Raw genomic sequence first — 15,857 nt, 5'->3', positions numbered from 1 at the left:
AAAGCATGACCACGGAAGGTGAAGCCTTTTCAAATACGGTTGTCTCTGCAGACCAACTGCCGTCTCTGGACACGCTGGTTTATGAGCCTTTGTCGCCGCGTTACAGAACACTGAATCTAGCTATCGCGGCGGCAATCTTCATCACCCTTCTGGTGGTCGTAAACTTCATCCGCTTTCAGCCTTTTGTCACATTGCCGGAAGGACTGTTATTTGCCTGGCCATTCGTGACGGCGGGTCTCGCAGCCTTGTGGGGACTGCTGAGTGTTTATCACTGGCTTGCTGATCCGTTGTTGCAGTTCTCACTCAGAGAGCAGGATTTATCTGTTCACAAGGGACTGATATTCCGCAGCATCACCTGCCAGCCGGTACTTCGCATACAGCATATTGAGCTCAAGCGCGGTCCGCTGGAAAGGCTGGCCGGACTGGCAACTTTGCAGGTCTTTTCTGCCGGTGGAGCAGGGCATACCTTTGAAATCCCGGGCCTGCCCGTGGCTCAGGCACAGAAAATCCGCCAGTTCATTCTTGATCACAAGGATGTGGGAGCGCGCTGATGCGGTCACAACAGGAAGCCGCTGTCTCCACCGGCGTTAACTGGCGCAGACTGGCACCGGTTGCGGTTATCTATTTCATTGTCTCCAATGTTCTCAGTTTTATCCGCCAGTTTATTGTGGTGCTTTCTGTACTTGCCTGGTCTGCCAGCAGCTTTGACTATCAGCAGTCGTTCTGGTTTATACCCGTCATGGTGGCTATCTTTCTGGCAACTATCGTCAGTGGCGTTGTGAGTTATTGGTTTTATCAGTACCGCATCCGCAATGAACACATTGAAATACGTAGCGGACTGTTCAGGCGTCGTAATATTAATCTGCCGTTCTGGCGCATTCAGAATGTAAAAATTGAACAACCGTTTTACTTTCGCCTTACCCATTACACCGTGGTGGTGCTGGATACAGCAGGTTCATCCGGCGAGGAAGCGAAAATTGTTGCTGTAGAACGGGATTATGCGCAGCAGCTCCGTCAGGCGGTGTTGATCTCCGGCAGACAGCATCAGGCCAGGACCACAGAGGACAACAAGCCAGAGGCAGTTGACACCGCGACGTCACCGCTAGCGGATGATGAGAAGGTGATTAACCGCCGCAGCCTTTCCGATCTCATCATTCACGGACTGACCAATAACAGGGTGTGGATCCTGCTTGGTGCACTGACGCCTTTTTATGACGAGATATCCGGTTTTGTTTACGACTTTGTGGATGATCTCGGGTTATCCATGGATGCACTGTTCGCTGACCAGCAAGTACTCTGGTGGCAGGTCGGTTTGTATGTCATTTCCACCATGCTGCTGATCCTCAGTGTGATGGCCATGGTGTCGGTAGCCGGCTCGGTGATCACGTATTATAACTACACGCTCACACGCACATCGGACCGGTATATCCGTCGTTCAGGGCTGTTCAGTTTGCAGGAAGTCAGTATGCGTGAGTCCCGTATACAGATGATTTCCGTCAGACAGGACTGGCTGGATTATCTGCTTAAGCGAGCTAATTTCTTTTTTGAGCAGAATAAGACCGGTGACAAACAGGAGCAGGAATTACATGCGACTCACAAGATGCTGGTGCCGTCCGTCACACTTGCTGAGGCACAGGCTCTGGCTACAGATGCAATGCCGGATAACAAGGTGTATCACACCGGCTATAGCAGGATCAGCACCCGCTTTATCAGTCGCTGGATCCTGACACTGGCACTGCCTGCCTGTGCGCTGGTGTCGGCCATGGGCTATGCCCGTGAAGGCTGGCACATTTTCCTTGTCACCATTCCGGCTTTTATGCTCGCCTGTGCAGGGATTTATTTGCGCTGGCGGCGATGGGGATTCGCCTGCGATGATACTTACTGTTATATCAGAAAAGGTATGGCAGGGATTGACCGCTACAGTTTTACACTCTTTAAGGTTCAGCAGGTGGCACTGACTCAAAGTGTGCTGATGCAGAGAAGAGGGCTGGCCAACGTGCATTTTATTCTGGCCAGTGGCAGTATCACCATACCATACATTCCTTATGCGGTTGCCACAGCGCTGGCTGACAAAGCGCTGTGGCATGCCGAATCAGGCCGCCGCTCCTGGATGTAGCAACAGCCCTATTTCGTTTCCTCTTTCTCTGCTTGCTCTGCTTTCCACGCTTTAAAATCTTCATAACGTTGTTCGTAACGCAGCACTTTGCTGTGTGGATCGGCAACAACGGTATCTTTCGGTAGCGCCGGTACACGACGGGTTTTCACCATATCGATAGTTGTGACTTTTCCGTCGATGCTGACGTCGAGAGGCATAGGAAATGGTAAGTCATTTTCAGTCTTCCACGTAAAGGTGACGCCGTTGTCGTCGCGGGTAGTGTTTTTCCGTTTAACCACACCGAAGTGATGGTGAAACGGGTATCTAAATCCACAGAAAGATGTGTTTGCGGGTTGTCTGAGTTAAGCGTGAGTGTGGTATCACCAAATAACACTTCGTTCGTAAAATCGAAGGAAAAATTGAGTCTGGCGTGGCTAACCGACAATCCCTTTTGAGACGGGGCGATCTCACCGCCGCTTTTTAACGTGTACGGTGTTGATTCAGTATTGTTGTGAGAAGAGGACGTTGCAGCACAACCACTCAGCAGAGCGGCTGTCATTGCAATAGCAAGGGCATGTTTTTTTCATTGTTCTTGTCCGGGTATCTGTGTGGTTTCCATTCTTCACAGATATCCCGAAAGGTACAAACAGAACAGGAAAAATGTTGTGTAATACAAGTTATATACAGGAAATCAATAGGTTGCCAAGTAATTTGCTGTTCAGACTGGCTAGCTCACCTGATGCAATGCAAGCGGAGAGGCAGGCTGGTTAACCAGCCATCGTTCTACCATTTGTATTAATGCACTATTGGCTTGCGGGAATAGTGGTAAATGCCGGGCAAGCCACTGGCTAAACCCGGGCAGCATGCCGGATTCAAACTCGGTAACCGTTTGTGCCAGTACAAACACGTCAGCGAGTGCCATAGTTTGTAAAAGGGCCGGAGAGGCCTGAATCGCCGGGAAATTCGTTTGTGCAAGGGTTTCGGGGGCGCCGCTGTCCGGCAAATTGAAACTGCGCATGGCAGATACCATGTCTGCAACCTTCTGACCAAAACACATCTCAACTTCATCACTGTCTGCGTAGTCGTCCTGCATGGAGCGTGTCAGCCAGGCCGCAGCCAGCATTTCCCGGTTGTGGGGAAGTTTACTTAACAGTACCGCCAGTTCCCGCGGATGGTGGATAAAGGTTGCGCCATTGTGGCGGCGTAAATGACCGGCTAATGCATACTTGCGTGCGGTAAACAGTGCAGCTGATGATACGTAATCATCTTCAACGAGTAATGCCTGCATAAGGACCTCTTACCTTCAATGTGTTATTGACAGCGGACGCTCTGAACGGCGGCCTTTGAAGTCCTCATTACAAATAGTGTGCCTGTTTTTTCGCCGGTTTTTTGGCACCGTTTTTTTCACCCGGTTTTCAGGGCGTCAGAACATCAGCGGGAACCCGCACCCATCCTTCCATCAGCACCCTTGCGCTGCGGCTCATTATCACTTTCTTCACTTGCCACTGGCCGTGATGATATTCAGCCTGTGCGCCGACTTTCAGTGTGCCGGAAGGATGGCCGAATACCACCTGACTGCGTTCCCCGCCACCGGCTGCTTCATTAACCAGTGTGCCGGGAATACAGGCGGCAGTAGCAATGGACACAGCAGCAGTACCCATCATGGCATGATGTAACTTACCCATGGATAAGGCCCGGACATTCAAGTCAATATCCTGCTTCGCTATGTGCTTCCCGCTGGATGCTGTGTAATCTGCAGGCGGGCTGACAAACGCGACTTTCGGCGTGTGCTGGCGCGTGGCCGCTTCATCAATATGGCCGATGAGGCCCATTTTCATTGCGCCGTGAGCCCGGATAGTTTCAAACATTGCCAGCGCTTTTTCATCACTGTTAATGGCATCCTGTAACTCTGTGCCGCTGTAGCCGCAACTTTCTGCATCAATGAAAATGGTGGGAATACCGGCATTGATCATCGTTGCTCTGAGCGTGCCAACACCCAGGACGTCGAGATCATCGACCACATTACCGGTGGGAAACATCGCGCCATCATCATCCGCCGGGTCCACAAAAGCGATTTCTACTTCTGCCGCAGGAAAGGTAACGCCATCCAGTTCAAAGTCACCGGTTTCCTGTACCTCACCATTGGTCACGGGCACCTTTGCAATAATGCTTTTGCCGATATTCACCTGCCAGATTTTCACGGTGACGATACCATTGTGTGGTATTGAGTCCTTATCAACCAACCCGTTGCTGATGGCAAATGCGCCCACCGCGGCGGTGAGGTTGCCGCAATTTCCTGACCAGTCTACAAAGGGTTTATCAATAGCCACTTGTCCGAACAGGTAGTCCACATCAAATCCTTCCCGTTCACTTTTCGACAGAATAACGGTCTTGCTGGTACTTGACGTTGCACCGCCCATGCCGTCAGTTTGTTTACCGTACGGATCAGGGCTGCCAATTACCCGCAGCAATAACGCGTCTCTTACCGGGCCGGGTTGCTGTGCGGCTTCGGGCAAATCGGTGAGTTTGAAAAACACGCCTTTGCTGGTTCCGCCGCGAATGTAGGTAGCCGGAATTTTGATTTGTGGGGCGAATGTCATGGGTCTTTTCTCTTGTTAGATGATGCGGGGTGTTTGTCAGACGTTTTCTGATTCCAGGAAGTCCTGAGCAAAGCGCTGCAACACACCGCCAGCGGAATAAATGGAAACTTCCTCAGCGGTGTCTAAACGGCATTTCACTTCTGCTTTGTCCGTTTCGCCGCCGGCGCGATGGATGATTAACGTCAAAGTGGCGCCGGGTGAAATATCCCCCTCTACATCGAAGGTTTCAGTACCGTCGATATGCAGGGTTTTGCGTGTTGTGCCCGGCTGGAATTCCAACGGCAATACACCCATACCAATCAGATTGGTGCGGTGTATGCGCTCAAAGCCTTCTGCCACAATCACTTCCACACCAGCAAGCCTTACGCCTTTTGCTGCCCAGTCACGGGATGACCCCTGACCGTAGTCAGCACCCGCTACAATGATCAAAGGCTGCTTGCGGTTCATGTAGGTCTCAATGGCTTCCCACATGCGTACCACTTTTCCTTCCGGTTCGATGCGCGCCAGTGAGCCCTGAACCACTTCACCGTTTTCCGTTACCATTTCATTAAACAGCTTCGGGTTCGCTAACGTAGCGCGCTGGGCGGTTAAATGGTCACCCCGGTGGGTGGCGTAGGAATTGTAATCCTCTTCCGGTACGCCCATTTTTGACAAATATTCACCGGCGGCACTTGACGCCAGTATGGCGTTTGAAGGTGATAGGTGGTCAGTGGTGATGTTATCGCCCAGCACGGCAAGGGGACGCATGCCTTTCATCGTACGCTCTGCTGCCAGCGCACCTTCCCAGTAGGGGGGACGGCGAATATAAGTGCTCTTCGGACGCCATTTGTAAAGCGGATCCAAATCCTTGCCATAGTCGACTTTCAGATCGAACATGGGCTCGTACACTTGTCTGAACTGCTCAGGCTTAACCGCGCTGGCGACAATAGCATCAATTTCTTCATCTGAAGGCCAGATATCTTTCAGCGTGACCGGGTTACCGTCACTGTCTGTACCCAGCACATCTTTTTCGATATCGAACCGCACTGTACCAGCAATGGCATAGGCCACAACCAGCGGCGGAGAGGCTAAAAATGCCTGCTTGGCATAGGGGTGAATACGGCCGTCAAAGTTCCTGTTTCCTGACAAGACAGCAGTGGAATATAAATCACGCTTAATGATTTCTTCCTGAATCTTCGGATCGAGGGCACCGCTCATGCCGTTACAGGTGGTGCAGGCGAACGCGACAACACCAAAGCCCAACTGTTCCAGTTCAGATAACAGGCCGGCTTCTTTCAGGTAGAGTTTTACTGTTTTAGAGCCCGGCGCCAGCGAGCTTTTTACCCAGGGCTTTCTGATCAGTCCTCTGGCATTGGCATTGCGGGCAAGCAATCCGGCGGCAATAACATTGCGGGGGTTGCTGGTATTGGTACATGAAGTGATAGCCGCAATAATGACTGCGCCATCCGGCATTTTGCCATTTTCCTGTTCAACATGACCGGCAATGCCTTTACTTGCCAGGTCTGCCGTCGCCAGTCTTGCATGAGGATTAGACGGGCCGGCCATATTTCTGCCTACCTTCGACAAATCAAAGGTCAGTATCCGTTCATATTCCGCTGTCGCCAGGTCATCAGCCCAAAGGCCGGTGGCTTTCGCGTAAGACTCAACCAGCTCAACCTGTTTGTCTTCACGACCGGTAAGCTTCAGGTAGTCGATGGTTTGCTCATCAATATAAAACATGGCAGCTGTGGCGCCGTATTCCGGCGTCATGTTTGAAATCGTTGCGCGGTCGCCCACGGTCAGCGCCGACGCGCCTTCGCCGTAGAATTCCAGATAAGCAGATACAACACGCTCTTTACGCAGGAATTCTGTCAGCGCCAGTACGATATCAGTGGCGGTAATACCGGGTTGTGGTTTGCCGGTTAATTCTACGCCGACAATGTCAGGCAGGCGCATATAGGAGGCGCGGCCCAGCATGACACTTTCTGCTTCCAGGCCGCCAACGCCCACGGCTATGACCCCAAGTGCGTCAACATGAGGGGTGTGACTGTCTGTACCGACCAGGGTATCATGAAAGGCAACGCCGTCTCTGGCGTGGATCACAGGGGACATTTTTTCCAGGTTGATCTGGTGCATGATGCCGTTACCCGGGCCAATCACATCCACGTTTTTAAACGCCGTTTTGGTCCAGTTAATAAAGTGAAAGCGATCGTCGTTACGGCGGTCTTCCACTTCACGGTTTTTTTCAAAGGCTTCCGCTTCAAAGCCTGCATGTTCTACAGCCAGTGAATGGTCGACAATCAGTTGAGTCGGTACGACGGGGTTCACTTTAGACGGATCGCCGCCCTTCTCAGCGATAGCATCCCGCAATCCGGCTAAATCGACCAGTGCGGTCTGGCCCAGAATATCGTGGCAAACCACGCGGGAGGGGAACCAGGGAAAATCGAGGTCGCGCTTGCGATAAATTAACTGCTCCAGTGAAGCAGTGAGGTGTTCGGGCTGGCATTTTCTTACCAGGTTTTCCGCCAGCACTCTGGACGTGTACGGCAGCTTTTCATAAGCCCCCGCTTTAATGCTGTTTACGGCTTCACGGGTATCGTAGAAATCTAACCCGGTCTTTAAAAAGGGTTTGCGATAGTCCATATTCATAGTCGGTCTTCTCCGGCAGGCAAAGGCGGGCTGTGGCGGCCCGCCCGCAGCGCATCAGCGTTGTTCGATGGGGGTAACGGGACGTAATTCTTCGCCGGTATATTCGGCAGACGGACGGATGATGCGGTTATCCGCCCGTTGCTCCATCACGTGGGCAGCCCAGCCGGTGAGTCTGGACATAACAAAGATTGGTGTGAATAACTTCGTCGGGATCCCCATAAAGTTATAGGCAGAGGCATGGAAGAAATCGGCATTACAGAATAGTTTCTTTTCACGCCACATCACTTCTTCACAGCGCACAGATACCGGATAAAGCACTTTATCACCAACGTCTGCAGCCAGTTTTTCTGACCAGCCTTTGATGATTTCGTTGCGCGGATCGGATTCACGGTAAATGGCATGACCGAAGCCCATGATCTTCTCTTTGCGGGCAAGCTTACCCATCATCTGTTCTTCAGCATCGTCCGCCGAGGTGAAGCCTTCGATCATTTCCATGGCTGCTTCGTTTGCGCCGCCGTGCAACGGGCCGCGCAATGAACCGATTGCACCTGTAATGCAGGAATGCATGTCTGACAATGTGGAAGCACACACTCTGGCAGTAAAGGTGGAAGCGTTGAATTCATGTTCCGCGTAAAGGATCAGGGAAACATGCATAACCTGCTCGTGAAGTTCACGGGGCTTTTCACCATGCAGCATGTGTAAGAAGTGAGCGCCGATGGAGTCATCATCAAGTTCGGTATCAATGCGTACGCCATCGTGACTGAAGCGGTACCAGTAACAGATGATACTTGGGAAACAAGCCAGCATGCGGTCGGTGACTGCAGCCTGCTCAGAAAAATCCTGTTCCATTTCAAGGTTGCCCAGTACCGAGCAGCCGGTGCGCAACACATCCATCGGATGGGCATCTTTGGGGATGCGTTCGAGGACTTCTTTCAGCGCTTGTGGCAACCCGCGCTGGCTTTTCAGTTTTGCTTTGTAAGCTGCCAGTTCGCCGGAGTCCGGTAATTTTCCTTTCAGAATAAGATGGGCGACTTCTTCAAACTGACAATGATTTGCCAGGTCTTTCACATCATATCCGCGATACGTCAGTCCTGAGCCTGACTGACCAACGGTGGAAAGTGCTGTTTTGCCTGCAACTTGTCCGCGAAGTCCGGCGCCGCTTAATTCTTTAGCCATGATCTTGTCTCCCGATTTTCATCGTGTGTAGGGTCAAATGTGGTGTGTTATTAATTTCGCCGTATTACGCCTTTGACTTTGAAAACAGCGCGTCGAGTTTTTGCTCGTAATCGTGATATCCCAGATAGTCGTACAGCTCCATGCGGGTTTGCATGGTATCGACAACTGCCTTCTGGTCGCCATCGGTGAGAATGCTTTGATAAACCCGTTCAGCGGCTTTATTCATTGCCCGGAAAGCACTTAAAGGATACAGCACCATGTCAGCACCCCATTCTCCGAGCTGCGCTTTATTCCATAATTCGGTTTTGCCAAATTCGGTGATATTGGCAAGAATGGGCACATCCAGCGCCTCAGCAAACGCGCGGTAGTGGGCTTCGGTTTGAATGGCTTCTGCGAAAATACCGTCAGCACCTGCAGCAACATACGCTTTTGCCCGTTCAATGGCTTTTTCCAGCCCTTCCTGTGCGAAGGCGTCGGTGCGGGCCATAATGAAAAAGTCAGGATCGGTGCGGGCGTCAACCGCTGATTTGATCCGGTCGACCATTTCCTCTGTGGACACGATTTCTTTGTTAGGGCGGTGACCACAACGTTTCTGCGCCACCTGATCTTCCATATGTACCGCCGCTGCACCGGCCTTTTCCATATCACGAATGGTTTTAGCAATATTAAATGCGCCGCCCCAACCCGTGTCGATATCGACCATCAGGGGTAAATCGCAGGCTGAGGTAATGCGCTGCACATCAACGAGCACATCGTTTAACGACGTCATACCGAGATCCGGCAGGCCGTATGAGGCATTAGCTACGCCGCCACCGGACAGATAAATTGCCTGATGACCAATTTGTTTTGCCATCATGGCGGTGTACGCGTTGATGGTACCGACAATTTGCAATGGCTTGTTGTCAGCTAACGCCTGACGGAATTTCTTACCTGCACTGTGCATGAACTGTTCTCCGGTTAACTCTGTGATGTGATAAGTAACTTGCGTTCGATATTGTTTTTCGAATACAAAATGTGTCTGCGCATGAGCATTTCAGCCAGCTCACCGTCACGGTTGGCAATGGCCTGAACAACGTGACGATGTTCGTCGTAAGCGGTGGTGACGCGGGGACCGGCCATACCAAACTGCACGCGGTACATGCGCACCAGATGATAAATACCGTCAATTAAAACGGTAATAAGATGGGTGTTTTTGCTGCCCAGAACAATGCGGTAATGAAAGTCCACATCGCCGGCTTCCTGATAATAAGACTCGCCGCCCTTTACCTCGTCAAAGTGATCGTTGAGCAGGCCTTGCAGCGCGTTAACGTCCTGATCTGACATATTCTGTGCTGCCAGCCGGGCCGCCATGCCTTCAAGTGCTTCCCGTACCTGGTATAGCTCAATTAAACCTTGCGGAGTGAGAGTAACAACCCGTGCGCCGACATTGGCTTTACGTTCTACCAGATGGCTGGCGGTAAGACGGTTTATTGCTTCACGGATAATGGCCCGGCTGACATCATATTTTGTCGACAATTCCGTTTCACTTAACTTGGAACCCGACGGAATGACTCCTTCAACAATGTCGTTGCGAAGCTTGATAAACGTGCGATCCGCCTGTGTAACGGGGCTTTCAAAAGCGAGTTCCATAAACCTGCCAGTCACAATAAATATGTTTAAAGTGTCGACAATGTAGGCGGTTTTGGAGAGATAGTCAACCAAATGGCGGTGGATTGTCGACAATCCCTGATACTGGTTTAAGTCGGATTGTTGCGAGGACATGAGATAATGCGTATTCTGCCTTCGCCACAAAATGAAACTATGAAGGTGATCTCAATCTTCTGGCATTGCGGCAATAAATATAAAAAAATTTAGTAGTTATAATAAGGATGTATATGTATAAAATTATTGGAATGGCTGCATTTTTGATGCTTACACTAAATCTTGCCGGATGCGCAGGTTTGGGCAATATGAAGGAAATTGAGTTTAGAGAAGCTCCGGAACAAAATCAGGCTACAGTAAACTTCGTTCGCCGTTCTATCTTCATGGCGGATGGGGCAAATAGTGAAGTGTGGGATGGTGATGAATTTGTTGGCACACTTAAAGCTGGTACGTTGATTCAGTATCAGACTACGCCGGGGAAACATACTTTTATGGTTAGTCTGCAAGGCCATTGGGCTGTTGCTGAAGGTGAACTGGAAGCAGGTAAGAGTTACTATCTTAAACTCAACCTCACAGGCTGGGGGCCGATCATATTGGGCGTGGCAGACTCTATGGATTCCAGAATTGAAGAGTGGAATACAATGAAAACTGTAGCCAGAGATGATGCAACTTCAAAACCTGTGCCGCCGAAATACATTGAGCAGGCGCGGGCAACGCTTAAACGTGTTGAAGATGGTAATGCGAACGTAACTCATATCACGAGTGAACATGCCAGATAGTTTACCCGGATAAGTTGTCGTTACTTGAGGCCTGCTTTTAAGCAGGCCTTTTTTTTAATTTATACTTTTAAGTGATACTACGGTTCAGGACACCTTTGCGGCCCGCTTATTTAGAATAGCATCACCTGCGTTAGCAGGTAGTTTTGCGCTGTCTATGAGCGCAAGTAAAGAGACTGCGGCCATCATGTAAAAGGTCAGGCTGAAATCAAATACTGACGGATTTTCCGTTGAGGAGCCGGTGATCACGGTGGCCAGCGCAAGGGCGAGGGCACCGGTGGTGATACCCAGACCACGTGTCATCTGCATGAGTACAGCACCTAAGGTATTGGCATCCCGCATTTCATTCTGCGGAATATCTGCGAAGCTGATGGTATTCAGAACGGTGAGGTGCATTGAGCGGTTCATGCCGCTGATAAACAGTACCAGCGCCATTAACCATGACGGAGTGGAAGCATCAAACTGGGCGATAGCGGCGAATCCGGCGGCAATAAATACAGTATTGGCCAACAGTACAGTGCGGAATCCGAATGTATTCATGATCCAGGTTGTTGCCGGCTTGATGGCCAGGTTACCTGCAAATAACCAGAGCAACAGCGTACCGGCTTCTACCGGTGTGAATCCCAGCGCCAGTTGGAGCATCAGGGGAATAAGAAACGGTGCGCTGGATAAGCCTATCCGGATTGCTGAACCGCCGATAACGGTTATTCTGAATGTGGCTACAGACATCGCCTTCAGTGAAAAAAGCGGGCCGGGTGAAACAGCCATGTGTCTGAAGGTGAGAATTAACAGTACGAGTCCGCATGAGGTGAGAAGGCCGGGCACCAGCAGAGAGTCAGGCCGGCCGCTGAATGATTCCAGTCCCGCCATGAACAGGCCGAAACCAATCCCGCTTAAAAGAAATCCCGTGACATCGAAGCGCTGCGGCTCACTTTTATGGTTTTCAATCAATACCATGCCTATGGCCAGAGCGATGATGCCAAGGGGGACATTCATTAAAAATATCCAGTGCCAGCTGAATGTCTGCGCTATCCATCCGCCCAGCACAGGGCCGATGAGCGGTGCAGCGAGGGCAGGCCAGGTAAGGATTGCCATGCCTCTTACAATCTGATTTTTCGGTAACGCCCGTAATACAACAAGCCGGCCTACGGGCACCATCATGGCTCCGCCGAGTCCCTGTAAAATTCGGGCTCCGGTGAAAGTATACAGGTTTGTACTGATGGCACAGAGTACCGAAGCAATCACGAATACACAGATTGCCGCACAAAAAACCGTTTTGGGACCCAGCCGGTCAGCCGCCCAGCCGCTGATGGGAATGAAAACCGTCACGGCTACCAGATAGGCTGATATGCCTACGGACAAATGGGCGGCAGCAACATTGAAGTCGGCAGCAATGATGGGCAGTGCTGTACTGATCACCGTTGCGTCAAGAATTTCCATAAACAGTGTGGCGGCAACCAGTAGTGCGGTTGCTGTTTTGCGGTCAAATTTACTCATTATTTCCGTTTAAATTTTTGGTCAGCCGTCGTTCTGACGACGCAATTGATAAGCATCTCTGTAGATACCACGGGCAGCTTCTTTCGCTAACTCTGCGACTTCAGATACTGATGCCTGACTGAAAGTCACTGCAGGAGCCGTGATCCCCACTGCTGCCACAACAATACCGCGGTTGTCCCGCACCGGCACCGCCAGACAACGCACATTTTCATTCAGCTCCCGGTCGTCGACAGCGTAGCCGAGAGCCGTAATGCGCTGAAGTTCCGCTTCCAGGCTGGCTTTGTCTGTTATCGTGTAAGCGGTATGTCGTTCCAGCGGATGCTCTGCAATATATAAATCCAGATTCTCTCTGTACAAAAACGCCAGAAACACCTTGCCGGTGGAGGAACAGTGCATCTGAGCCTGTCCGCCGGGACGTTTCGATACCATCAGCGGGTTCGGGCTGTCGACAACTTCCACGAGCAGCACTTTACCGTTATTGGGTACCGCAAGGTGTGCAGTATGACCACTTTTCAGTGCAAGCCGCTGAATGTGCGGGATTGCAAGCTGATGCATATGGTCTGCATTGATCATATGTAAACCAAGGCGTGTCAGTTCATTTCCGCAGCGGTAAATTTTTCCTTTTTTCACCAGCATCTGTTCATGGCAAAGGGTACGCAGCAACCGGAACAGTGTCGTGCGCGGTAAATCGAGCTGCTGCTCAATGTCGTGCATGGTCATGCCCTGTGAGGAAGCTGCAAGTATGCGAAAGATCTGGCAGGCGTGAGTTACGCTGGGGATCAGGTACTTATCCATTATTCACCTTTTGTGCGTCTGCGGCCATGTCAATTTCGCTCCGGTGCAATGACATTCAAAAGAACCGCCCCGAAGGCGCTCTGAATCCGCAGAAACACTATTGTACATGTTATTTCATAAGACGCCGACATTGCTGACAGGATTACCTTTGAGAGGATTTTTCCATATATGAAACGAAACGGCGAAACACACCGCTTGGCGTTTACTTTGGCGGGAATTATCGCCACCATTTCCGCCATAACTTTGTTTGGAGATTTTCCATGCGTATTGCATTAATGAATGAATTTAGTCAGGCGTCCAAAAACGCCGTTGTACTTGAACAACTTGAGTCTGTGGCTGCTGAGCAGGGTCACGAAGTGTTCAATGTGGGAATGAAAGATGACAACGACCACCGTCTGACTTATATCCATCTGGGTATTATTTCCGCTTTATTGCTGAACAGCAAAGCGGTTGATTTTGTTATTTCAGGCTGCGGTACAGGGCAGGGCGCGCTGATGTCACTGAACGCCTGGCCGGGTGTTGTTTGTGGCTATTGTATTGATCCTGCTGATGCCTATCTGTTTGCCCAGATTAATAACGGTAACGCGCTGGCATTGCCTTTTGCTAAGGGTTTTGGCTGGGGTGCAGAACTGAATGTGCGCTATATGTTCGAAAAAGCGTTTACCGGTGAGACCGGGCTGGGTTATCCGCCGGAGCGTCGTGAATCACAGAATGCCAATGCCATCATTCTGAATGATGTGAAGGCGGCGACAAACAAGCCAATCCTTGAAGCACTGGCAGCCTTACCTGAAGACTTACTGAAAACGGCAACCGGCGGTGCGCAGTTCCAGGAATGTTTCTTCAGTAACAGTCAGGACGAAGCGCTGAGTGCCTTTGTTAAGGAAGTGGTAAACAGTTAATCCACGCAGCGGACAAAATAAGTTAAAAATTATCTGGTCCGGAAGTTAAAGCCGGAAATAAATAAACCGGATAATAAGTAACTTAAAAAACGACTACTCATAAAAAATGCTGGCACTGCCAGCATTTTTTATTTGTCTGTATCCGACCCGGATAAGCTGACGCTTACATGATCTCGAAGGCGCGGATGACTCGTGTAACACCATTTACGTTACGGGCAATGTCGACCGCATAGGTGCCTTCCTGATTTGTAACTCTGCCCATTAAGAACACTTCGCTGTTCTGAACAATCACCCTGACCTGCAAAGAAGGAACCCGCTCGTCGGCAACCAGCTTGGTTTTTACTTTTGATGCCAGCCAGATATCGTTGGCCTGTGTCGAGGCGTCAATGGGCATTGCCTGGCGGATCTGGTTGTGTACTTTTTTAACGTACTCTACATTCTCCACACCGGCTATGGCTTCATCGATGAGGATCTGACTGGGAGCCTGTCCTGTGATGAGGGCGACACCGTTGTAAATATCGACCTGAAGATTTGCCCCTTTCTTCAGCGCTTCACTTTTGGACCACTGATAGGACACCTGACCTTCTGCTGTCTGGTCGTCCAGCTGGGTACCTACTGTTCGCCGGTCATTGGCGACTTTTGCTGTCAACGCGCCGGCTGCGCCAACGGCCACCACTGCGCAGCCCTGAACGCTGCTGAGCAGAGAAAATATAACCAGAGCGGATGCTGCCTTCCTTGTACTACACCACATTAATGTTCGTCTCCGTGATCTGCAGGGAATAATATATCATCTATACATTCACATAAATTGTGAATCACAAGTAGATGAACTTCCTGAATTCGCGCCGTTCTGTTAGACGGCACCCTGATTTCAACATCATGCTCACTGAGGAACCCGGCCATTTCACCGCCATCTTTTCCGGTCAGTGCGACGATAGTCATATCCCGGGAAAGTGCGGCTTCCACGGCTGCAATGATGTTTCTTGAATTGCCACTGCTGCTGATGGCCAGCAGGATATCACCCGGTTGACCGAGTGCACGTACCTGACGGGCAAACACTTCATCATAACTGGCGTCATTAGCGATGGAGGTCATGGTTGAGGTATCGGTATTCAGTGCGATGGCCGGCAGGCTGGGACGATCCCTTTCAAACCGGTTGAGCATTTCCGATGAAAAGCGTTGCGCTTCGCTGGCCGAGCCGCCGTTACCACAACTCAGAATTTTATTTCCTCTGATCAGCGCATCAACCATCATATACGCGGCTTTACCAATCGCTTCCGGTAATACCTCTATAGCAGAAATCTTAGTTTGAATACTCTCGGTAAAATTTTCTTTTATTTTTTCTATCATAGTATTTCACTGATCGTCCGCGAGCGTTCACGTTCAGCGAACCACTCACGGTTTTCACACATTCTTAAGCCATTGTAACTTATCACCATCCAATGCTACCACATCCACTCTTGCGAGTGTGTGTATCGGGTTAAGACCACATGACAGTATATAATGTTCAAAGGTGCGTTTGACTTTTCTGAGCTTGGAAGGCGTAACAAACTCTGCAGCGCTTCCGTAGCCGTCGTCATCGCGATACTTTACTTCAATACAGACCAGGGTGTCATTTTCCCGCATCACCAGATCCAGTTCGCCGGTTTTCGCAGTGTAATTTGAGCACAAAAAAAGCAGGCCCTGTCCTTCGAGGTAGTGGCGGGCTGTTTGCTCAGCCCGTAAACCGGTATCTCTGGCAGTGGCCATA

At 50.6% G+C, this 15,857-nt stretch carries 16 protein-coding genes; 4 read left to right on the top strand and 12 right to left on the bottom strand.

What is annotated here, in order from left to right:
• Positions 1 to 5 precede the first annotated feature (5 nt).
• Positions 6 to 551 (top strand): PH domain-containing protein, encoded by a 546-nt coding sequence (locus ACXAGC_RS05560; protein ID WP_474843122.1) that lies wholly within the window; start codon positions 6 to 8, stop codon positions 549 to 551.
• Positions 551 to 2,116, top strand: coding sequence for a PH domain-containing protein (locus ACXAGC_RS05555; protein WP_474843120.1), 1,566 nt, complete (start codon positions 551 to 553; stop codon positions 2,114 to 2,116). Before ACXAGC_RS05560 ends, ACXAGC_RS05555 begins: the two co-directional genes overlap by 1 nt.
• Before the next feature lie 8 nt (positions 2,117 to 2,124).
• Here ACXAGC_RS05555 and ACXAGC_RS05550 read toward each other — a convergent pair whose 3' ends face one another.
• The 7 genes from ACXAGC_RS05550 to ACXAGC_RS05520 form a co-directional block, all read right to left on the bottom strand.
• Positions 2,125 to 2,394, bottom strand: coding sequence for a hypothetical protein (locus ACXAGC_RS05550; RefSeq protein WP_474843118.1), 270 nt, complete (start codon positions 2,392 to 2,394; stop codon positions 2,125 to 2,127).
• Between the two features lie 428 nt (positions 2,395 to 2,822).
• Complete coding sequence (locus tag ACXAGC_RS05545; protein ID WP_474843116.1) at positions 2,823 to 3,383, bottom strand: HD domain-containing protein; 561 nt, start codon at positions 3,381 to 3,383, stop codon at positions 2,823 to 2,825.
• A gap of 127 nt (positions 3,384 to 3,510) precedes the next feature.
• A complete protein-coding gene (gene prpF, locus ACXAGC_RS05540; protein WP_474843114.1) occupies positions 3,511 to 4,695 on the bottom strand; it encodes a 2-methylaconitate cis-trans isomerase PrpF in 1,185 nt (394 codons plus the stop codon).
• Positions 4,696 to 4,731: 36 nt separating this feature from the next.
• On the bottom strand, positions 4,732 to 7,323 hold the full coding sequence (acnD, locus tag ACXAGC_RS05535; RefSeq protein WP_474843112.1) for a Fe/S-dependent 2-methylisocitrate dehydratase AcnD: 2,592 nt from the start codon (positions 7,321 to 7,323) through the stop codon (positions 4,732 to 4,734).
• A 54-nt stretch (positions 7,324 to 7,377) separates the two neighbouring features.
• Positions 7,378 to 8,499: a bifunctional 2-methylcitrate synthase/citrate synthase gene (prpC, locus tag ACXAGC_RS05530; protein WP_119502274.1), complete on the bottom strand. Its 1,122-nt coding sequence runs from the start codon at positions 8,497 to 8,499 to the stop codon at positions 7,378 to 7,380.
• Between the two features lie 64 nt (positions 8,500 to 8,563).
• On the bottom strand, positions 8,564 to 9,442 hold the full coding sequence (prpB, locus tag ACXAGC_RS05525) for a methylisocitrate lyase (RefSeq protein ID WP_119502273.1): 879 nt from the start codon (positions 9,440 to 9,442) through the stop codon (positions 8,564 to 8,566).
• A 14-nt stretch (positions 9,443 to 9,456) separates the two neighbouring features.
• Complete coding sequence (locus tag ACXAGC_RS05520) at positions 9,457 to 10,128, bottom strand: GntR family transcriptional regulator (RefSeq protein ID WP_474843460.1); 672 nt, start codon at positions 10,126 to 10,128, stop codon at positions 9,457 to 9,459.
• A 245-nt stretch (positions 10,129 to 10,373) separates the two neighbouring features.
• Here ACXAGC_RS05520 and ACXAGC_RS05515 point away from each other — a divergent pair, with 245 nt between their 5' ends.
• Positions 10,374 to 10,919, top strand: a complete 546-nt coding sequence (locus tag ACXAGC_RS05515) for a hypothetical protein (RefSeq protein ID WP_303572795.1) — start codon at positions 10,374 to 10,376, stop codon at positions 10,917 to 10,919.
• An 84-nt stretch (positions 10,920 to 11,003) separates the two neighbouring features.
• Here ACXAGC_RS05515 and ACXAGC_RS05510 read toward each other — a convergent pair whose 3' ends face one another.
• Together ACXAGC_RS05510 and ACXAGC_RS05505 are read right to left on the bottom strand one after the other, a co-directional pair.
• Positions 11,004 to 12,413, bottom strand: coding sequence for an MFS transporter (locus ACXAGC_RS05510; protein ID WP_474843109.1), 1,410 nt, complete (start codon positions 12,411 to 12,413; stop codon positions 11,004 to 11,006).
• A 21-nt stretch (positions 12,414 to 12,434) separates the two neighbouring features.
• Positions 12,435 to 13,208 carry an IclR family transcriptional regulator gene (locus ACXAGC_RS05505; protein ID WP_474843107.1) on the bottom strand — a complete coding sequence of 258 codons (774 nt, stop codon included), beginning with the start codon at positions 13,206 to 13,208 and terminating at the stop codon, positions 12,435 to 12,437.
• Positions 13,209 to 13,468: 260 nt separating this feature from the next.
• On the opposite strand from ACXAGC_RS05505, the gene ACXAGC_RS05500 reads away from it, so the two are divergent.
• Positions 13,469 to 14,107: an RpiB/LacA/LacB family sugar-phosphate isomerase gene (locus ACXAGC_RS05500; protein WP_119502269.1), complete on the top strand. Its 639-nt coding sequence runs from the start codon at positions 13,469 to 13,471 to the stop codon at positions 14,105 to 14,107.
• 163 nt (positions 14,108 to 14,270) lie between these two features.
• On the opposite strand, the gene ACXAGC_RS05495 is transcribed toward ACXAGC_RS05500, so the two are convergent.
• The 3 genes from ACXAGC_RS05495 to ACXAGC_RS05485 are packed head-to-tail and all read right to left on the bottom strand — an operon-like array spanning position 14,271 to position 15,856.
• Entirely contained in the window at positions 14,271 to 14,858 is a 588-nt protein-coding gene (locus ACXAGC_RS05495) for a BON domain-containing protein (protein ID WP_474843105.1), read from the bottom strand.
• Positions 14,858 to 15,457 carry a phosphoheptose isomerase gene (locus tag ACXAGC_RS05490; protein ID WP_119502267.1) on the bottom strand — a complete coding sequence of 200 codons (600 nt, stop codon included), beginning with the start codon at positions 15,455 to 15,457 and terminating at the stop codon, positions 14,858 to 14,860. Before ACXAGC_RS05490 ends, ACXAGC_RS05495 begins: the two co-directional genes overlap by 1 nt.
• Positions 15,458 to 15,511: 54 nt before the next feature.
• A complete protein-coding gene (locus ACXAGC_RS05485) occupies positions 15,512 to 15,856 on the bottom strand; it encodes a YraN family protein (RefSeq protein WP_349588611.1) in 345 nt (114 codons plus the stop codon).
• Between the last annotated feature and the right edge of the window lies 1 nt (position 15,857).

The organism is Alteromonas sp. AWJ4_197 (assembly GCF_056160285.1).
This window is presented reverse-complemented; position numbering and strand designations above follow the sequence as displayed.